This window comes from Enterobacter sp. Cy-643, from assembly GCF_011752815.1.
Lineage (GTDB): Bacteria > Pseudomonadota > Gammaproteobacteria > Enterobacterales > Enterobacteriaceae > Cedecea.
This window is the reverse complement of sequence record NZ_VWWV01000001.1, coordinates 891,337-911,186: the sequence shown is the minus strand read 5'-3', so window position 1 is coordinate 911,186 and position 19,850 is coordinate 891,337. Positions and strand designations below refer to the sequence as shown.

Here is a 19,850-nt window from a genome sequence, read left to right as displayed (position 1 = left end):
CCGAGTTTTTGTTCACGCAACACCAAGTTGTTTCAGTCAACGGAGTAATACATGTCCAGACGGCTACGTAGAACCAAAATCGTTACCACCTTAGGCCCGGCAACCGACCGCGATAATAATTTAGAAAAGATTATTGCCGCCGGCGCTAACGTGGTGCGAATGAACTTCTCCCATGGCTCAGCTGAAGATCATCAGCTGCGTGCAGATAAAGTGCGTGAAATTGCCGCAAAACTGGGGCGCCATGTGGCGATCCTCGGCGATTTGCAAGGTCCTAAGATTCGCGTATCTACCTTCAAAGAAGGCAAAGTATTCCTTAACCTGGGCGACAAATTCCTGCTGGACGCCAACCTCGGCAAAGGTGAAGGCGACAAAGAGAAAGTTGGCATCGACTATAAAGGTCTCCCGGCCGACGTTGTGCCGGGCGATATCCTGCTGCTCGACGATGGCCGCGTGCAGCTCAAAGTGCTGGAAGTCCAGGGCCTGAAAGTGTTTACCGAAGTGACCGTAGGCGGCCCGCTGTCCAACAACAAAGGGATCAACAAGCTGGGCGGAGGGCTGTCTGCAGAAGCGCTGACCGACAAAGACAAAGCCGACATTGTTACCGCGGCAAAAATTGGCGTTGATTACCTGGCCGTTTCCTTCCCACGCTGCGGCGAAGATTTGAACTATGCCCGTCGTCTGGCACGTGATGCGGGCTGCGATGCGAAAATTGTGGCGAAAGTAGAACGCGCGGAAGCCGTTTGCGACGAAGCCGCAATGGACGACATTATTCTCGCCTCTGACGTGGTGATGGTAGCCCGCGGTGACCTGGGCGTAGAAATCGGCGACCCGGAGCTGGTTGGCATCCAGAAAACCCTGATTCGCCGTGCGCGTAAGCTGAATCGTGCCGTGATCACCGCCACCCAGATGATGGAGTCGATGATCACCAACCCAATGCCAACCCGTGCGGAAGTCATGGACGTGGCAAACGCCGTACTCGACGGCACCGATGCGGTGATGCTGTCTGCGGAAACGGCGGCAGGTCAATATCCAGCAGAAACCGTAGCGGCGATGGCGCGCGTTTGCCTGGGTGCAGAAAAAATCCCAAGCATCAACGTCTCCAAACACCGTCTCGACGTACAGTTCGATAACGTCGAAGAAGCCATCGCGATGTCGGCGATGTATGCCGCTAACCACCTCAAAGGGGTTACCGCCATCATTTCAATGACCGAGTCCGGGCGTACTGCGCTAATGACGTCTCGCATCAGCTCCGGTTTGCCTATTTTTGCGCTCTCTCGCCATGAGCGTACGCTGAACCTGACGTCGCTCTATCGCGGCGTGACCCCGGTTTACTTTGACAGCGCAAGCGAAGGCGTCGCCGCCGCGAACGATGCGGTAAATCTCCTGCGTGATAAAGGCTACCTGATTTCTGGCGACCTGGTCATCGTTACCCAGGGCGACGTGATGAGCACCATTGGCACCACTAACACCACGCGTATCCTCTGCGTTGAGTAATTCTCGCCCGCTATAAAGCCCGACAGAGCCGCGACACACGTTCGCGGCTTTTTTTATTATCTGCCCCGCTTCCCTGGCCGTAAACCCACACGCAATACAGCGTTTTAATTTCCACATCATTGTGAAATGATATGTTATAACGTAACAATTAATGGCAAAGTAAAGTCTTGCGGCGCCACTTTCTGAACAGGCACGTTCATTCTGAGTTGACACATACACAATGAAAATCAAACGCCCCTTCCCGTATGCCTGCGTCGCATTGACGTTTTTTTCTTCTCCGCTTTTGGCCGCCGGCTGCCCTCCAACTGAGTGTGAAGAAAACATCACCGTAGAAAGCCGAACGCCCGTAGAACTTCGGCCCGCAGGCGGCACGGCGTCACGCCTGGGCCTGACGGATAAAGAAATCCCCCGCTATGTGGAAACCTTTTCACAAAAAGAGATCCGCGTCCGCGGCGACCGTACGCTGGCCGAAACCGTCAGCCATGCAACCGGCATGTCTGGCGTCGCTTCCCCTACGCTCTCCAATAGCTTCTCGCTGCGCGGCTTTATGCCGGTAAGCTGGCTACTGGACGGAATGGAAATGCCGGGCAGCACGCTCCAGTTGGGCAACCCGGCACACTACGGCCAGGTGGATATTTTGCACGGCCCCGGTTCCACCCTGAACGGTTTGAGCGCTACCGCCGGCAGCGTCAATCTTGTGTCACGTCAGCCCAGCTTCGTGGACACACCGGCGATGCTCAACTATCAATTCGGCAGCTACAGCACCCAGGCATTGCAGGGCGGAGCGGGAGGAACGCTGGTGCAGGATAAAATAGCCTGGCGCCTGGATGCTTCAGGCAGCGGCGGTAACAGTCAGGTCCAGCATGAGCGCAATCGACAGTCGAGGGTCAGCGGCTCGCTGCTCTTCCGCCTGACCGACGACACCACCCTGACGCTCTACGGCGACCGGATGAACAACCGGAGCAACAATCCTTACTTCGGGACTCCGTTGATAGAGGGCAAAGCACTGAAGTCACTGCGCGGCCTGAACTACAATAATCTGACCGACGCCACGATTGCCAGCCACGCAACGGCCTTGCAGGCCGTACTGGACAGCACTCTTGCCCCGGGGCTGAGCTTCAATAACCATACCTGGTATTACACCGGCTACCGCGCCTGGCACAACGTGGAACGCTATCGCTACAGCACAGCAGCTCCGGACTTAGTGAATCGCGACTCCTGGGGCGATCTGAGCCATAAGAATACCCTGCTGGCTAACAGGTCGAGTCTGTCCCTGGACGGCCCTCTGCTGGGTTTCGATAACCGCCTGGTGGCCGGAATCGAGCTGCAAACCAGCCGCTTTGATTATCAAAAAAACGGCTTCCCCGGCTCGCAAGATGTGCCCATATTTAACCCGCCGCGTGAGCCTTTCAGTGCCGAAACCGGCGTTACCCGCACGCCCTGGAGTCGGGTCACTCAACGCCAGTCTGCGGCTTTTCTGGAAGATAGCCTGCAGTTGACCCGCAGCCTCAGCCTGCTAAGCCAGCTGCGCTTAACGAAGCTGGATATGGACTGGCGCTACTACACGCCGGCGCGCAGTGAAAGTCAGACCTGGAGCTTCCTGAATTCAGGTCTCGGCCTGAACTGGGATATCACCGACAACACCGCGCTATACGTCAGCTATGCCAACGGCAAAGAGGCTGGAGGCGACATCTTTTTCTTAAGCGCCGACCAGACTCATCTTCCGCTGACCCAGTCACAGCAGTGGGAAACGGGGATCAAGAGCCAGTTCTGGGATAACAAAGTGGCCACCCGGCTTGCTCTCTACCAGCTACGTAAAAATAACCTCTTCACCCCTTCAGCTTCCACGCCGGGGGAGCTTACCGCCGTGGGGCAGCAAACATCTCGGGGAATTGAGTTTTCCACGACCATTCAGCCCAACGAACGCTGGGAGATGGCGGGAAATCTGGCCTGGACTCACGCAAGATTTGACCGTTTTAGCGCGGGTAACCCGCCAGATAATCTGGACGGGAATCAACCGGCTTATGTCCCGACCTGGACCGGTAATCTCGCACTTACCTGGCACCCCATCGCGCCTCTCAGCTTGCGGAGTGACCTGCGCTATGTAGGCAGCAGCTTCAATGACAATCGCAACACCCGCCCGATGGACGATTACATTACCCTGGATCTGGCCGCAGAATACCGGCTGACGCCTAAAGTGACCGTGGGTACGCGGGTGCGCAACCTGACCGACACGTTTTATACCTGGCAGCGGACTTACGACGGCCAGGCGCTGATCGCGCCGTCACGCACCTGGGAAGGTTGGGTGACGGTATGGTTCTGAGGACCGCGCCAGCGGCTTTAATCCTTGTGGCAGCGGGACTTTTGTTTCCCTCAGATCTACGGGCTATTACCCTCAACAATTGTGCTGAACCACAGCGTTTTGCTGCCGTACCGACGCGTATCGTGGTTTACGGCAACCCGGCGCTGGAAAATCTTCTGGCGCTAGGGGCGCAGGAAGAGATTGTTGGCGTCGTGGGCTACGATCCGGCCCACGACCCTCAGCACCTGGCTGACGGCAACGCCCTTTCACTGCCGGTCGTGGCAAAGAAGGGGCTAATTTCTGCTGAAGCGCTGCTGATGCTGCATCCTGACATGGTCTACTCCTCAAGCTGGTACTGGTTCTGGTCACCTGAAGGAGCGACCCGCGACCAGATGACATCCTGGGGGATATCGAGCTGGCTTTCATCAGGCGCCTGCGGAGGCCAGCAAAGCATCCCAGGGAGGAAAATCAGCTTTGATGCGCTGTTTCAGGAAATTGAGGATTTAGCGCAAATCTTACGCCGGGAAAAACAGGGTAAGGCGCTTGTAGACCAAAACCGAAAGTACCTGACAGCCCTGCGCCAGCGTGCGGGCACATTGCCCCCGGCACGTCTCCTCTGGTGGTATTCCGGCACGGATTCACCCTACGTGGCCGGGTGCTGCGGCGCGCCGAATATGCTGAGCATGGCCAGCGGCAGTCAAAATATTTTCTCCGATCTCTCTGCGCTGTGGCCAAACGTTGCCTGGGAAGAGATAGCCCGTCGCGATCCGGACATTTTGGTGCTCGCCGATCTGCCCCGGGGCGGCCCCGGGGATAGTGCCAAAGATAAAATAGCCTTTGTCGAGCATTTCCCTCTCACCGCCGGGCTACGCGCCGTGAAGGAAAAGAAATTCATCATCCTGTCCGGCTATGACATGGATCCCTCGATCCGCTCGCTGGACGCGCTAAACCGGCTCATCGCCTCACTTTCTACCAAGGAAAAACATGACTGACATCACATGGAACACTCTTGTCACGCTCTGGGATCGGCAGCAAAGCGCTTATATCGCCAGCCGGGAAGCACGCTTCGATGCCCTGCTGGACATACTCGCCCTGCAGTTTGACGATGCCTTTTCACTGCTCGAACTCGGGTGTGGGCCGGGTTCCCTCACGAGGCGCATCCTGCAACGCTTCCCTGCTGTGCACGTTACCGCGGTGGATGTTGATCCGGTCATGCTGGCCATCGCCCGTGAAACGCTGCTTCCTTTCGGCGATCGGGTGCGTATTCTTTCGGCCGATCTGGCCACGCCTGACTGGCAGCAAAAAATAGTCGGGACTCGCCCGGAAGCTATTGTTTCAAGCACCGCGTTACACTGGTTAATGCCCGACAGACAGCATGCTCTGCACGGTGAAATTCATAAAATGCTGGCCGATAACGGCGTGTTCCTGAATGCCGATCACCAGCGTTTTAACCCCGCGGACCTCCACAAGAAAGCGATCAGCGAGCGCCACGATGTGCAAACTCAGCAGCGGGCCTGGGCTCACGGCGCCGTAAACTGGGAGACGTGGTTTACCCTCGCTAAAGAGATAGAGGACATCGCCAGGCTGATTCCGGCCCGGGAAGCCGTGTTCGCGGGCCGCCCGGTTCCCCCGCCGACGACGGTGGCCTTTCAGCTGGCAAGCCTGAATCAGGCTGGTTTCAGCGAAACAGGCACGCTGTGGCAGCTTATGGACGATTACCTGATTGCCGGCTGGAAATAAGCGCGTGAAGCCGCTGCGCCTGCTGCTGTGTGCCATCGTCACTTTGCTGGGATTGATTTATAGCCTGCGCTACGGGGCTGTCACATTATCCTTAAGCGAAGTGATTCAGCTCCTGAATCCGCACCCAGTAGAGGATCCCGTTGTGGCCCTGTATCAGAAAATCGTCTGGTCGCTGCGGCTGCCCAGAGCGCTGCTGGCGATGGCCTGCGGCGGTGGGCTGGCGCTGGCTGGCGCGGTGCTACAGACATTAACCCGTAACCCGCTGGCCGATCCGTGGCTGCTCGGCATCTCTTCCGGCGCAGGTCTGGGCGCCGTGCTCATTATTGCGCTCGGCGTCCAGCCGCTGCTCATAGCCATGCCTTCCGGCGCGTTTATCGGGGCGCTGACCGCATTCGCCCTGGTTGTGCTAATGGCTGGCCGGGCCGTGACGCAGCCAGCGCGATTTATGCTATCGGGCGTGGCCGTGGGACAGTTACTGAGCGCCTTCACCTCGCTGATTGTTTTCTGGCAAACGGACGCCACCACCTCACGGGGTTTTACCTTCTGGCTGCTTGGCGCGTTTGGCCAGGCCACCTGGCAGCAGGTGGCGATTTGCAGCGGCGCGCTGTTTGTTATCGGCACATTTTGTCTGGCACTGTCCCCGACGCTAAACGTCTTGCGGCTTGGCAATGTTGCCGCTCAGGGGCTGGGCGTTAACGTAGCCGCGCTGCAAATGTGGCTCTACCTCTCCATGACGGTATTAACCGCCACGATGGTCGCCTTTTGTGGGGCGATTGGCTTTGTCGGTCTGACCGTTCCACACCTGGCAAAGCTGATGTTCGGCCATCGCCATCAGTGGATTTTACCCTCCAGCGTGCTCTTCGGCGCGCTGCTGACGCTGGCTTCCGACACGCTGGCGCGCACGCTATTTGCTCCGAGGGAGCTGCCTCCTGGCGTCATCACGGCGCTGATCGGCGTGCCGGTGTTTCTTCTCGCCCTGCGCCACCGCCCACACCCCTGAACCCTCCGCCTCCAGGCCGTTTCGCGCGAACAGGCTCTTGCCCTCCCGCCACCTCGAGAGTTATCACGAAATTGTTAACTCTTGAGGAGGATTTAGTAAGTATTCTTTTTATAAAGTGCAGGCATAAATACATGAGGAGCCCCGTTCTTTCCGCCCGGCTCTCCGTTCTCACTCTGACACAGGAACATCATGATGCTGGTCATTATTCTTGCTTATCTGGGCGGCCTGTTAACCATCGCCAGCCCTTGTATCCTGCCGGTACTGCCGTTTGTTTTTGCACGATCCGACCAGCCGTTTGTCCGTACCGGGCTGCCGCTTCTGGCGGGCATGGCGTTAACGTTCACGTTATTCGCAACTCTGGCAGCCGTCGGCGGTGGCTGGGTCGTCGCGGCTAACCAGTATGGCCGCGGCGTGGCATTAGTGTTGATGGCGGTGTTTGGTATCACGCTGCTATTTCCTCGCCTGGCTGAGCGCGTCATGCACCCTCTGGTTAACGCGGGCAACTCGCTGTCTAACCGCGTGGCTCCGGGCCAGCCAGCGGGTCCAGGCGCTTCATTTTTACTAGGTATTGCAACCGGGCTGCTTTGGGCACCCTGCGCTGGCCCCATTCTGGGACTGGTGCTGACCGGCGCGGCCCTGCAGGGAGCAAATGTGGGCTCTACGCTGTTGCTGTTGTCTTATGCCGCAGGTGCGGCCACCTCACTGGCGCTGGCGCTTTTGATCGGTGGCAAAGTATTCAGCGCCATGAAACGCTCTCTGGGCGTAGGGGAATGGATCCGTCGAATTCTGGGCGCAGGGATGTTACTGGGCGTCGTCGCTATTTCTTTTGGCTTAGATACCGGCGTCCTGGCCCGACTTTCTACAGCGTCAACCGGCGGCATCGAACAAGCGCTGGTGAAACGCCTCTCTCCAGACAGCACCACGGCCAATGCCCCCGCGCCCGCCTCCGTGGTGAAAACGTCAGATGACGACACCATTCCAACGTTGACCGATGCTGGCGTGATGCCTTCGTTGAGCGGTGCGACGCAGTGGCTAAACTCGCCACCGCTGACGGCTGAATCGCTGAAAGGCAAAGTCGTCCTCGTCGATTTCTGGACTTACTCCTGCATTAACTGCCTGCGTTCTTTGCCTTATGTAAAAGCCTGGGCTGAAAAATACCGCGATCAGGGCCTGGTGGTGATTGGCGTCCACGCGCCGGAGTTTGCCTTTGAGCGCGACGTCAATAACGTGACCAAAGAGGCGAAGAAACTGGGCGTAACTTATCCTGTCGCCATTGATAACGATTACAGCATCTGGCGGGCGTTCAATAACCAGTACTGGCCGGCGCACTACTTTATTGATGCCAGTGGCCATATTCGCTACGAGCACTTTGGCGAAGGCGACTATGCGCAATCCGAACGCGTTATTCAGGAGCTGCTGCGCCAGGCAGGCGCTAAAAATGTTAACAGCGGCATCAGCACCGTTTCTGCCAGCGGCGTAGAACAGGCGGCCAGCGGCCAGAATGACATTTCCCCAGAGACCTATCTCGGCTACATGCGGGCGCAGAACTTTGCCTCCGGCGAAGTCGCTGGCGACAAACCGGCTGATTACCAAAAGCCCTCCGCACTGCCGCTGGACAGCTGGGGGCTGGAGGGTAACTGGACCATTGGCGGGGAGAACATCACGCTTAATCGTCCGAATGGCCGCATTGTTTACCAGTTTCATGCCCGCGATTTGCACCTCGTCCTCGGCCCGGGCGCAGAAGGCAAACCAGTGCGCTTCAAAGTCACTATCGACGGCCAGGCGCCCGGCAGTGTCCACGGTTCAGATATTGCCCCGGACGGCAGCGGTATCGTGACGGAACAGCGCCTTTACCAGCTAATTCGACAGTCGACCGGCAGCGGCGAACACACATTCAGCATTGAGTTTGAAGATCCAGGCGTGAACGCCTATGCCTTCACGTTCGGTTAACCGGGGAGCATTACGATGAAATCAACACTCTTTTCTACCACCAAACGCCGGGGAGCGTTGCTTAGCGCTCCCGTGCTGATTGCCGCGGCACTTGTCTTTCAGAATACGGCCTGGTCCGAGGCCGAGCGTTCGGTGGCTATTCCTGCGCCATTGCAGGACGAATCGCCGACTGGCGCACATCTTGAAACCGCCGTCTTTGCCGGAGGGTGCTTCTGGGGCGTTCAGGGCGTTTTTCAGCATGTAAAAGGCGTGACCAGCGCGATATCTGGCTACACGGGCGGTAAAGCACGGACGGCAAATTATGAGACGGTAAGCATGGGGATGACCGGTCACGCCGAATCCGTGCAGGTTATCTTTGATCCGGCCAAAGTGACCTATGGCCAGCTATTACAGGTCTTCTTTTCCGTCGCCCACAACCCCACGGAGCTAAACCGCCAGGGGCCGGATTACGGGACGCAATATCGTTCTACCGTTTTCCCGCTCAGCGAATCACAGGCGAAAGTGGCCAAAGCGTATATCACGCAGCTCAACGCCAGCCATAAGTTTAGTGGGCCGCTGGTGACCACGATTGAAGAACATGCGCAGTTCTACCCGGCGGAGAAATACCACCAGAATTTCCTGAACGACAACCCAAACTACCCTTACATCGCGATCAACGACATCCCCAAAGTCGAGCAGCTTAAACAACTCTTCCCGGCGTTGTGGAACAAAGATCCGGTGCTGGTGAAAGGGTGAAAAAAAACCGCGCCGGTGAAATACGATGGCGCGGTTTTCTATTACGAGGTAGAGCTATTTTTTCTTTTTCGGGTACAGCTCATCCCGGCAATACGGCTCTATCTCACCCTCTTTACGGGTCTTCAGAAGCTTGAGGATCCAGGTATATTGTTCCGGATGCGGACCCACCAGCAATTCCACCTCTTCGTTCATTCGGCGGGCGATGGTATGGTCATCGGCCTCAAGCAGGTCATCCATCGGCGGGCGGATAAAAATATCCAGTCGGTGAGTGTCGCTGTTATAAACCGGGAACAGCGGGATCACGCGAGCGCGACACACTTTCATCAGGCGGCCAATGGCCGGCAGCGTAGCCTTGTAGGTCGCGAAGAAATCGACAAATTCGCTGTGTTCTGGCCCGTGATCCTGGTCTGGAAGATAGTAACCCCAGTAGCCCTGGCGAACGGAGCTGATAAACGGCTTAATCCCATCATTGCGGGCATGCATCCGGCCGCCAAAACGGCGCCGTACCGTATTCCAGACATAGTCAAACAGCTGATTGCCCTGATTGTGGAACATCGCCGCCATTTTCTGGCCTTCAGAGGCCATCAGCATGGCCGGAATATCGACGGCCCAACCGTGCGGCACGAGGAAAATCACGTTTTCCCCTTTCGCGCGGATCTCGTCCACAATCTCTTTGCCGTGCCAGTCCACGCGAGACATGACCTTTTTCGGGTCACGCAGCCCCAGTTCCGCCATTAGTACCATCGCCTGTGGCGCCGTGGCGAACATGCGATCGATGATTGTTTCACGCTCGGCTTCCGGTAAATCCGGGAAGCAGTAATGCAGGTTAATTTGTGCCCGGCGTCTGGCGCTTTTGCCCAGGCGCCCCGCTAAGCGCCCAATTTTCCCCAGCAAAGGATCCCGGAGCCCCGGAGGAAGAAGCGCCAGCCCAACAAAAGCGCCAACGCCAAGCCATGCTCCCCAGTAACGCGGGTGCAAAAAGGCTTTTTGAAATTCAGGGATAAATTCACTGTGGTTTTTTTTTGCTTTTTCCATGCGGCTCTCAGTAGTTCGCCAGCAATCTGGCGAGACAAATTTATCGTTATTTTAGCGGGGCAGCGGCCGGCAGACAAAAGAAAAAGCCGGTTACAGGAACCGGCTTTTTATCGAAGGGAAAAATCAGTCGATGCGCAGCTGCGGCAGAACGTCTTTTACCTGCGCCAGGTAATCGCTGCGATCGGAGCCGGTCAGGCCCTCAGAACGCGGCAGCTTGGCCGTCAGCGGGTTAACCGCCTGCTGGTTGATCCACACTTCGTAATGCAGGTGCGGGCCGGTAGAACGCCCGGTATTGCCAGACAGTGCAATACGGTCACCGCGCTTCACTTTCTGCCCAGGTTTCACCAGCAGCTTCTTAAGGTGCATGTAACGAGTGGTGTAAGTCCGTCCATGACGGATAGCCACAAAATAACCTGCGGCCCCGCTGCGCTTCGCCATTACCACTTCGCCATCCCCAACGGCCAGCACAGGTGTCCCCTGCGGCATCGCAAAATCAACGCCTTTGTGCGGCGCGACGCGGCCGGTCACCGGGTTAAGACGACGAGGGTTGAAGTTCGAGGAAACGCGGAACTGCTTCACGGTTGGGAAGCGCATGAAACCTTTGGCCAGGCCAGAGCCGTTACGATCGTAGAATTTGCCGTCTTCAGCGCGAATAGCATAGTAATCTTTGCCGTCGCTGCGCAGGCGCACGCCGACCAGCTGGCTCTGCTCACGCTTGCCGTCCAGCATTTCCCGGGACATCAACACCGAGAACTCATCGCCTTTCTTCAGCTTGCGGAAGTCCATCTGCCACTGCATGGCTTTGATAACCGAACTGATTTCTGCGCTGGTCAAACCGGCATCACGCGCGCTGGAAACAAAACTTGCCCCCACCGTGCCCTTCAGCACGCTGTTAACCCAATCGCCCTGCTGGGTTTCGCTGCTCATTTTGAAACCGTTATCAGTGCGATCGTAGGTGCGCGTTTCGCGGCGCGACATTTCCCAGGTCAGACGCTGCAAATCACCGTCTGCGTTAAGCGTCCAGGAAAGCTGCTGACCAATTTTCATGTTTCGCAGATCTTTATCAGCGGAAGCGAGCTGGCTGATGTCACCCATGTCGATGCCGTACTGATTCAGAATGCTGCTTAGCGTATCGCCCGTGGAGACGACATATTCATGAACGCCCGCTTCGCCGGAGGTTTTATCATCCAGTTCATCCTGAGGCAGAGTGTCATCTTCGGCGTCCGGGGACTGGTCAAGAGGTTCGCTTGCTTCCGGCAGCAGCGAATGTATTTCGCTTTTTTGAAGTTCGATAGTTTTGATTATCGGACTGGACTGCGGATGGTAAATTGACGGTCGCCATACCGCGACCGCCAGAGTGAGAACCGTAAGCGACCCCAGCATAACGCGATGGGGCCGAGATAGATTGTCAAATGCCATGGCGACAGAGCGGGCTATCTGTTGCACGTATTCACTTCCTCGTTAATCTCCTTTCAGGCAGCTCGCATACTGGTTCGCAAGTCCGGTCATAAACTGCATATAGCTGTTTTTGCCCAATGCGACTTCAATTCCCAGAGGATCTAAGGTGCCGGAGCGAACATTAGTGCCTCTGGCAACGGCGTTAATTACCGCTGGCCTGAATTGTGGCTCAGCAAAAACGCAAACGGCTTTATGCTCAACCAACTGTGTTCTGATTTCATGTAAACGCTGCGCACCAGGCTGTATTTCAGGGTTAACGGTAAAGTGGCCAAGCGGCGTTAAACCGTAGTGCTTTTCAAAGTAGCCATAGGCGTCATGAAAAACGAAATACCCTTTTCCTTTCAGCGGTGCCAGCACGGAACCCACCTGTTTATCGGCGTCGGCTAAGCCTGACTCGAAATCTTTCAGGTTGGCGTCAAGTTTGGCTCGATTTTCGGGCATAAGTTCCACTAATTTATCGTGGATTGCAACCGCCGACAGCCGCGCCACTTCTGGGGAGAGCCAAATGTGCAAGTTGTATTCACCGTGATGGTGATCTGCGTCACTCTTTGCGCCATGGTCGTGTTCATCGCCGTGCTCATGGTCGTCGTCGTCACCGCCTTTCATTAACAACGGTTTCACGCCGGCAAGCGCCGCCAGCTCTAGCTGTTTTTGCTCGGGGATCTGGCGCACGGACTTTTGCATAAAGGCTTCCATTTCTGGCCCAACCCAAACAACTAAGTCCGCGCCCTGTAAGCGTTTTACATCGGATGGGCGAAGTGCATAATCGTGTTCAGAGGCGCCATCAGGCAGTAATACTTCTGTGCTGGTTACCCCATCGGCAATAGCGGAAGCGATAAAGCCCAGAGGCTTGATGGAAGCCACAACGGCGGCGTTGGCGCCGGTGACGGCAGAGCCCCAGAGGGCAGCGGAAAATGCAGCGAAAAGAAGTGTCTTTTTATGTAACATAATGCAACTTATCATCGTGATAATCAGAATAATTGTGATATTATAACATCCGCTAACTTATGCAACCCCTGAAATTGTCATGACAAATTTGGTTGAACTGGAAAATATCTCGGTCTCTTTCGGCCAGCGCCGCGTGCTGACCGATATCTCACTTGCGCTAAAACCTGGCCGTATTCTTACGCTGTTGGGCCCAAACGGTGCAGGTAAATCTACCTTAGTACGCGTCGTGCTCGGGCTGGTCACACCCGATCAAGGCGTTATTAAACGCGATCGGCATCTGCGTATTGGCTACGTGCCGCAGAAACTTCATTTGGACGCCACGTTACCGCTCACGGTCAGCCGTTTCCTGCGCCTGCGCCCTGGCGTAAAAAAAGCCGACATTCTCCCGGCGCTTAAACGCGTGCAGGCCGCTCATTTGCTGGATGCGCCAATGCAGAAACTCTCCGGAGGTGAAAACCAGCGCGTTCTGCTGGCACGGGCGTTGCTGAATGAGCCTCATCTGCTGGTGCTGGATGAACCCACCCAAGGGGTGGACGTCAACGGCCAGCTCGCGCTTTACAATCTGATCGACCAGCTTCGCCACGAACTAAACTGTGCGGTGCTGATGGTTTCTCATGATCTTCATCTTGTCATGGCCAAAACCGATGAAGTGCTGTGCCTGAACCACCATATTTGCTGTTCAGGTACGCCAGAAGTCGTCTCTACCCATCCTGAGTTTATCTCGATGTTTGGACCCATCGGTGCCGAACAGCTGGGCATTTATCGCCACCATCATAACCACCGTCACGATCTGCAGGGTCGCATCGTTCTGCGCAGAGGGAATGGACAGTAATGCTTGAATTGTTGTTGCCCGGCTGGCTGGCTGGGATTTTGCTCGCCTGTGCGGCGGGGCCGCTGGGCTCTTTTGTGGTCTGGCGCCGGATGTCCTATTTTGGCGATACGCTGGCGCACGCCTCATTGCTGGGCGTCGCGTTTGGTCTGCTGCTCAATGTGAACCCTTTTTATGCCGTTATCGCAGTGACGTTACTGCTTGCTATTGGCCTGGTCTGGCTGGAGAAACGCCCTCACCTCGCCATTGATACTCTGCTGGGTATTATGGCGCACAGCGCCCTGTCGCTCGGTCTGGTGGTGGTCAGCCTGATGTCTAACGTGCGAGTCGACCTGATGGCATACCTGTTCGGTGATTTACTGTCGGTTACGCCGCCGGACATTATCTCGATTGCCGTGGGCGTTGTCATCGTGCTTGGCGTGCTCGCCTGGCAGTGGCGTAGCTTGCTGGCGATGACCATCAGCCCGGATCTTGCCCACGTGGACGGCGTCAATCTTCAGCGAGTGAAAATGCTGTTGATGCTGGTGACCGCCCTTACCATTGGTGTTGCAATGAAATTTGTCGGGGCACTCATCATCACCTCGCTGCTGATAATCCCGGCAGCCACAGCCCGGCGCTTCGCCCGGACGCCTGAACAAATGGCGGGCTTTGCGGTTCTCATCGGTATGATTGCCGTCACCGGGGGGCTGGCTTTCTCGGCGCTATATGATACCCCGGCCGGCCCATCCGTCGTGCTGGCCGCCGCAGGACTCTTTATTCTGAGCATGGCAAAAAAGCAGCCGGTTTAAACCGCTTCCAGACACGTAAAAGGCGCCCTGAGGCGCCTTTTTTATTGCGGAAAATTCAGGGTTGAGCCGGAGGGACAATACCAAAGTGCGTCCAGGCCCGCGGCGTGGCAATACGCCCGCGCGGCGTTCGCTGCAGGAAACCCTGCTGTATCAGGAACGGTTCCAGCACGTCCTCAATGGTTTCTCGCTCTTCGCCGATAGCTGCGGCAAGGTTATCCAGCCCAACCGGGCCACCAAGGAACTTGTCGATCACCGCCAGCAACAGCTTGCGGTCCATATAGTCAAAGCCTTCGCTATCCACATTCAGCATGTCCAGCGCCTGCGCGGCTATTTCGGCAGTAATCGCTCCGTCATGCTTCACTTCGGCAAAGTCACGCACGCGGCGAAGTAAGCGGTTGGCGATACGCGGCGTACCGCGTGCGCGGCGGGCCACTTCCAGAGCACCATCATCGCTCATTTCCAGCCCCAGTACGCTGGCGCTACGCCCGACAATATGCTGCAGATCGGCCACCTGATAAAACTCCAGCCGCTGCACAATGCCGAAACGGTCGCGCAGCGGCGAAGTCAGAGAGCCTGCGCGCGTGGTGGCGCCAATCAGAGTAAACGGCGGCAGATCGATTTTAATCGAACGCGCAGCCGGGCCTTCGCCAATCATGATATCCAGCTGATAGTCTTCCATCGCCGGATACAGCACCTCTTCCACTACCGGGGAAAGGCGGTGGATCTCATCGATAAACAGTACGTCGTGAGGCTCAAGATTGGTTAGCATTGCCGCCAGATCGCCGGCTTTTTCTAACACCGGGCCAGAGGTCGTGCGCAAATTCACGCCCATCTCGTTGGCCACGATGTTAGCCAGCGTGGTTTTCCCCAGCCCGGGCGGGCCAAAAATCAGCAGATGATCGAGTGCATCCCCCCGCAGCTTAGCCGCCTGAATGAAGATTTCCATCTGCGAACGCACGTGCGGCTGCCCGACATACTCTTCGAGCAGCTTAGGGCGGATGGCACGATCGATTAACTCGTCCTGGGTGATATTTCCTGGGGATACCAGGCGGTCTGCTTCAATCATCCTCTACCTCATAGCGCCGCGCGGAGCGCTTCGCGGATCAGGGTTTCGCTGTCGGCGCCGGCACGGCCCACTTTGCTGACCATGCGGCTGGCTTCCTGTGGTTTATAGCCCAGAGAAACGAGAGCAGCAACGGCTTCCTGTTCTGCGTCGTCCGCCTGGCCGTTATCCGGGGAGGTTAGCACCAAGTCGGCCGCCGGCGTAAACAGGTCGCCATGCATGCCTTTGAAGCGGTCTTTCATCTCCACAATCAGGCGTTCGGCAGTTTTCTTACCCACGCCCGGCAGCTTAATGAGGGAGCCAATTTCTTCGCGCTCGACGGCATTCACGAACTGCTGAGCCGACATCCCGGAGAGAATAGCCAGCGCCAGTTTTGGCCCCACGCCGTTCACTTTGATCAGCTCGCGGAACAGCGTCCGTTCCTGCTTATTGTTAAACCCATAGAGTAGCTGAGCGTCTTCACGCACCACGAACTGAGTGAACACCACCGCTTCTTTGCCAATGTCCGGCAGCTCATAGAAGCAGGTCATCGGCATATAAACTTCGTAGCCCACACCGTTGGTTTCCAGCAATACCAATGGGGGCTGCTTTTCCAGAACGATGCCTCTGAGTCGACCTATCACATTGTGCTCCTGCGTATTTACGTTGATGCGCGAAAAAGTAACGCTATGATATAAAAAAGGCTGGATAGATATCCAGCCTTAATTATTTTAATCGCCCCCGCGCCAGGTTGAGCCGCGATTCACTCATCTGGGCCGCATTTTGCGTTACGTGACAATGCGTAATGGCGATAGCCAATGCATCCGCCGCATCCGCCTGGGGATTAGCCGGGAGCTTAAGCAGCGTGCGCACCATGTGCTGCACCTGGCTTTTCTCCGCGCTGCCTATGCCCACCACGGTTTGCTTTACCTGACGTGCTGCGTACTCGAACACCGGCAGATCAGCATTCACGGCAGCCACAATGGCCGCGCCGCGCGCCTGTCCCAGTTTAAGCGCGGAATCCGCGTTTTTCGCCATAAACACCTGCTCGATGGCCAAATACTCGGGCTGGAACTGGGTAATGATTTCGCTCACCCCCGCGTAGATAAGCTTCAGACGCGAGGGCAAGTCGGCGACCTGAGTTCGGATACAGCCGCTGCCCAGATAGGTCAACTGCCGCCCGGTCTGGCGAATAACGCCGTAACCGGTGACGCGTGACCCCGGGTCGATGCCGAGAATAATCGCCATCACGCGTCTCCTGAATGCAGGTCAGATGTTGGCTGCACCATTAAAGGGTAGCCGCCACCTCGTCGGAGATCTCACCGTTGTGGTAAACCTCCTGCACGTCATCACAGTCTTCCAGCATGTCGATCAGACGCATCAGCTTAGGTGCGGTGTCCGCATCCATGTCTGCTTTAGTGGAAGGGATCATTGAAACTTCTGCGTTGTCCGCCTTCAGGCCCGCCGCTTCCAGCGCATCTTTCACCACGCCCATCTCTTCCCACGCGGTGTAAACGTCGATGGCGCCGTCGTCGAAGGTCACAACGTCTTCAGCACCCGCTTCCAGAGCAGCTTCCATAATCTGATCTTCGTCGCCCGCTTCGAAGGAGATAACCCCTTTCTTGCTGAACAGATAAGCTACGGAGCCGTCGGTGCCCAGGTTGCCGCCGCATTTGTTGAACGCGTGACGCACTTCGGCAACGGTACGGTTACGGTTGTCGCTCAGGCATTCCACCATCACGGCAGAGCCGCCAGGGCCGTAACCTTCATAAATGATGGTTTCCATGTTCGCATCATCATCGCCGCCCACGCCGCGTGCAATTGCACGGTTCAGGGTGTCGCGCGTCATGTTGTTCGACAGCGCTTTATCGATAGCCGCGCGCAGACGCGGGTTAGACCCGGCATCGCCGCCGCCCAGGCGGGCAGCCGTCACCAGCTCGCGAATAATTTTGGTGAAAATCTTACCGCGCTTGGCATCCTGTGCTGCTTTGCGGTGTTTCGTGTTGGCCCACTTACTATGACCTGCCATAACAATCTCCAAAAGCGCCTGTATCAGGCGGCATCAATTACAAACTCTTCAATCGCCTGCCGGTTGCTCCATGACTTGGTCATCAGTGCCGCCTCTTCGGCGGGCACCCATTTCCAGGCCAGATGTTCGGTAATCGTAATCTGGCGTTCATGAGGCAGCGCAAGACAGAACCACGATTCCGTATTGCGCGTGATCCCCGGCGCATAGCGATGACGCAAATGAGTGAATATCTCAAACTCCACCCGGCGCTGGCAGTCAACTAACGGCAGCGGCTCATTGAGCACGTCGATAGCGACCTCTTCCTTTACTTCACGCCGGGCGGCATGCAGCGCGCTTTCCCCTTCCTCAAGGCTGCCGGTAACCGACTGCCAAAAATCAGGATCGTCGCGCCGCTGTAACATCAGCACCCGCTTCGTATCTTCTGCGTAAATGACCACCAGAACCGAAACGGGACGCTTATAAGGCATCAGTTTTTCTCTGCCTTTTTGATGACTTCAATCCCCAGCTCGGCAAGCGAAGCCGGGTTAGCGAAGCTTGGCGCTTCGGTCATCAGACAGGCAGCCGCCGTGGTTTTCGGGAAGGCGATAACGTCACGGATGTTGTCGGTGCCGGTCAGCAGCATGGTCAGGCGATCCAGACCAAACGCCAGGCCTGCGTGAGGCGGCGTGCCGTACTTCAGCGCGTCCAGCAGGAAGCCGAATTTCTCGCGCTGTTCCTGCTCGTTAATGCCCAGAATGCCGAACACGGTCTGCTGCATCTGGCCGTTGTGAATACGCACGGAACCACCGCCCACTTCGTAGCCGTTGATAACCATGTCGTAGGCGTTAGCGATCGCGGTTTCCGGCTGAGCCGCCAGTTCTTCCGGCGTCATGTCTTTCGGCGCGGTGAACGGGTGGTGCATCGCGGTCAGGCCGCCTTCGCCGTTGTCTTCAAACATTGGGAAGTCAACCACCCACAGCGGCGCCCATTTTTTCTCATCGGTTAACTGCAGGTCTTTACCGATTTTCAGACGCAGCGCGCCCAGCGCATCGGCAACCACTTTTTTGCTGTCCGCACCGAAGAAGATCATGTCGCCGTCTGCGGCGCCGGTACGTGCCAGAATGGCTTCCACGATGTCTGCATTCAGGAATTTAGCAACCGGGCTGGTAATCCCTTCAATGCCTTTCGCACGCTCGTTAACCTTGATGTATGCCAGGCCGCGAGCGCCATAAATTTCGATGAACTTGCCGTAGTCGTCAATCTGTTTACGGCTGATCTGTGCGCCACCCGGCACACGCAGCGCGGCAACGCGGCCTTTCGGATCATTAGCCGGGGCGGAGAAGACCTTAAACTCAACCTCTTTGACCAGGTCAGCCACATCCACCAGCTCCAGCGGATTACGCAGGTCCGGCTTGTCGGAGCCGTAGCGGCGCTCAGCTTCGGCGAACGTCATCACCGGGAAATCGCCCAGGTCAACGTTGATGGTGTTGATCCACAGTTTGCGCACCAGGTCTTCCATCACTTCACGCACCTGCGGGGCAGTCATGAAGGACGTTTCAACGTCGATCTGAGTGAATTCTGGCTGACGGTCAGCGCGCAGGTCTTCGTCGCGGAAACATTTCACGATCTGATAGTAGCGGTCAAAGCCGGACATCATCAGCAGCTGTTTGAACAGCTGAGGAGACTGCGGCAGCGCGTAGAATTTGCCTTTATGGACGCGGGAAGGCACCAGATAGTCACGCGCACCTTCCGGCGTGGCTTTGGTCAGCATCGGCGTTTCGATGTCCAGGAACCCGTGGTCGTCCATAAAGCGGCGCACGAAGCTGGTAATTTTTGCGCGCGTTTTCAGGCGCTGAGCCATTTCTGGACGGCGGAGATCCAGGTAACGGTACTTCAGGCGCGCTTCTTCGGTATTAACGTGGTTGGAGTCCAGCGGCAGCACGTCTGAACGGTTGATGATGGTCAGTTCGGTGGCAAACACTTCCACTTCGCCGGTGGCCATATCTTTATTAACGTTGCGCTCGTCGCGAGCACGCACGGTGCCAACAACCTGAATACAGAACTCATTACGCAGTTCAGAGGCGAGCTGGAACGCTTCCTGACGGTCCGGGTCGAAAAACACCTGCACGATGCCTTCACGATCGCGCATATCAATAAAGATAAGGCTACCGAGGTCACGGCGACGATTGACCCACCCACTAAGCGTTACTTGCTGTCCCACATGGGATTGATTGAGCTGCCCGCAATATACTGTACGCATGAGATATCCCTTAATCAGCTGCACGCGACCCGCCACCTGCGACGGCAGGCGCTTTGGTGGCAGCTATTTCGACTGTCACAACTGGATGAAAAAAGGGGGCTATTATACTGGAAATAATGGCTGGCGATAACCCCGAAACCGCCGACTGGCGCGAATCACAGCGCCGGTATTGCAGATTCTCACAAAAATTAACAAAATTTGTAAACTCAGCAACCTGGCTTCCAGCGTAAGGTATTGACCCTTAACCCCAATGTTAACCGG

The 19,850-nt window shown here is 56.6% G+C and carries 18 protein-coding genes; 9 read left to right on the top strand and 9 right to left on the bottom strand.

The genetic code is table 11. From position 1 onward, the window contains the following. Positions 1-51 precede the first annotated feature (51 nt). The 7 genes from pyk to msrA all read left to right on the top strand — a co-directional run bounded on the left by pyk (position 52) and on the right by msrA (position 9,221). Positions 52-1,494 carry a pyruvate kinase gene (gene pyk, locus F3J29_RS04240; RefSeq protein ID WP_008453961.1) on the top strand — a complete coding sequence of 481 codons (1,443 nt, stop codon included), beginning with the start codon at positions 52-54 and terminating at the stop codon, positions 1,492-1,494. Positions 1,495-1,714: 220 nt separating this feature from the next. Further along, positions 1,715-3,817: a TonB-dependent siderophore receptor gene (locus F3J29_RS04235; RefSeq protein WP_166863282.1), complete on the top strand. Its 2,103-nt coding sequence runs from the start codon at positions 1,715-1,717 to the stop codon at positions 3,815-3,817. Positions 3,818-3,858: 41 nt separating this feature from the next. After that, entirely contained in the window at positions 3,859-4,788 is a 930-nt protein-coding gene (locus tag F3J29_RS04230) for an ABC transporter substrate-binding protein (protein ID WP_286175145.1), read from the top strand. Beyond that, a complete protein-coding gene (locus tag F3J29_RS04225; RefSeq protein WP_166863278.1) occupies positions 4,781-5,536 on the top strand; it encodes a class I SAM-dependent methyltransferase in 756 nt (251 codons plus the stop codon). The genes F3J29_RS04230 and F3J29_RS04225 overlap by 8 nt, the downstream gene beginning before the upstream one ends. A 4-nt stretch (positions 5,537-5,540) precedes the next feature. Then, positions 5,541-6,536 carry a FecCD family ABC transporter permease gene (locus F3J29_RS04220; protein WP_166863276.1) on the top strand — a complete coding sequence of 332 codons (996 nt, stop codon included), beginning with the start codon at positions 5,541-5,543 and terminating at the stop codon, positions 6,534-6,536. Positions 6,537-6,725: 189 nt separating this feature from the next. Next, positions 6,726-8,486, top strand: a complete 1,761-nt coding sequence (locus F3J29_RS04215) for a cytochrome c biogenesis protein DipZ (RefSeq protein WP_286175144.1) — start codon at positions 6,726-6,728, stop codon at positions 8,484-8,486. A gap of 15 nt (positions 8,487-8,501) precedes the next feature. Further along, positions 8,502-9,221, top strand: coding sequence for a peptide-methionine (S)-S-oxide reductase MsrA (gene msrA, locus F3J29_RS04210; RefSeq protein WP_166863274.1), 720 nt, complete (start codon positions 8,502-8,504; stop codon positions 9,219-9,221). Between the two features lie 54 nt (positions 9,222-9,275). Here the strand turns inward: msrA and lpxM are convergent, their stop codons facing one another. From lpxM to znuA, 3 genes are all read right to left on the bottom strand, one after another. Next, positions 9,276-10,256, bottom strand: a complete 981-nt coding sequence (gene lpxM, locus F3J29_RS04205; RefSeq protein ID WP_166863272.1) for a lauroyl-Kdo(2)-lipid IV(A) myristoyltransferase — start codon at positions 10,254-10,256, stop codon at positions 9,276-9,278. A gap of 123 nt (positions 10,257-10,379) precedes the next feature. Beyond that, positions 10,380-11,702 carry a murein DD-endopeptidase MepM gene (gene mepM, locus F3J29_RS04200; RefSeq protein WP_008453947.1) on the bottom strand — a complete coding sequence of 441 codons (1,323 nt, stop codon included), beginning with the start codon at positions 11,700-11,702 and terminating at the stop codon, positions 10,380-10,382. A gap of 15 nt (positions 11,703-11,717) precedes the next feature. After that, on the bottom strand, positions 11,718-12,662 hold the full coding sequence (gene znuA, locus F3J29_RS04195; protein ID WP_166863270.1) for a zinc ABC transporter substrate-binding protein ZnuA: 945 nt from the start codon (positions 12,660-12,662) through the stop codon (positions 11,718-11,720). 79 nt (positions 12,663-12,741) lie between these two features. Here znuA and znuC point away from each other — a divergent pair, with 79 nt between their 5' ends. Together znuC and znuB are read left to right on the top strand one after the other, a co-directional pair. Then, the gene (gene znuC / locus F3J29_RS04190; protein ID WP_166863268.1) at positions 12,742-13,494 is read left to right on the top strand and encodes a zinc ABC transporter ATP-binding protein ZnuC; all 753 of its coding nucleotides are present in this window, start codon (positions 12,742-12,744) and stop codon (positions 13,492-13,494) included. Continuing rightward, positions 13,494-14,279: a zinc ABC transporter permease subunit ZnuB gene (gene znuB, locus F3J29_RS04185; RefSeq protein ID WP_166863266.1), complete on the top strand. Its 786-nt coding sequence runs from the start codon at positions 13,494-13,496 to the stop codon at positions 14,277-14,279. Before znuC ends, znuB begins: the two co-directional genes overlap by 1 nt. Before the next feature lie 55 nt (positions 14,280-14,334). Here the strand turns inward: znuB and ruvB are convergent, their stop codons facing one another. From ruvB to aspS, 6 genes are all read right to left on the bottom strand, one after another. Next, positions 14,335-15,345 carry a Holliday junction branch migration DNA helicase RuvB gene (ruvB, locus tag F3J29_RS04180; protein ID WP_166863264.1) on the bottom strand — a complete coding sequence of 337 codons (1,011 nt, stop codon included), beginning with the start codon at positions 15,343-15,345 and terminating at the stop codon, positions 14,335-14,337. 8 nt (positions 15,346-15,353) lie between these two features. Continuing rightward, positions 15,354-15,965, bottom strand: a complete 612-nt coding sequence (gene ruvA, locus F3J29_RS04175) for a Holliday junction branch migration protein RuvA (protein ID WP_008453936.1) — start codon at positions 15,963-15,965, stop codon at positions 15,354-15,356. A gap of 82 nt (positions 15,966-16,047) precedes the next feature. Continuing rightward, complete coding sequence (gene ruvC, locus F3J29_RS04170; protein WP_166863262.1) at positions 16,048-16,569, bottom strand: crossover junction endodeoxyribonuclease RuvC; 522 nt, start codon at positions 16,567-16,569, stop codon at positions 16,048-16,050. Positions 16,570-16,609: 40 nt separating this feature from the next. Further along, entirely contained in the window at positions 16,610-17,350 is a 741-nt protein-coding gene (locus F3J29_RS04165) for a YebC/PmpR family DNA-binding transcriptional regulator (RefSeq protein ID WP_166863260.1), read from the bottom strand. 23 nt (positions 17,351-17,373) lie between these two features. Continuing rightward, positions 17,374-17,817 carry a dihydroneopterin triphosphate diphosphatase gene (gene nudB / locus F3J29_RS04160; protein WP_008453929.1) on the bottom strand — a complete coding sequence of 148 codons (444 nt, stop codon included), beginning with the start codon at positions 17,815-17,817 and terminating at the stop codon, positions 17,374-17,376. Further along, positions 17,817-19,589, bottom strand: a complete 1,773-nt coding sequence (gene aspS / locus F3J29_RS04155) for an aspartate--tRNA ligase (protein ID WP_166863258.1) — start codon at positions 19,587-19,589, stop codon at positions 17,817-17,819. Before aspS ends, nudB begins: the two co-directional genes overlap by 1 nt. Positions 19,590-19,850: the final 261 nt, after the last annotated feature.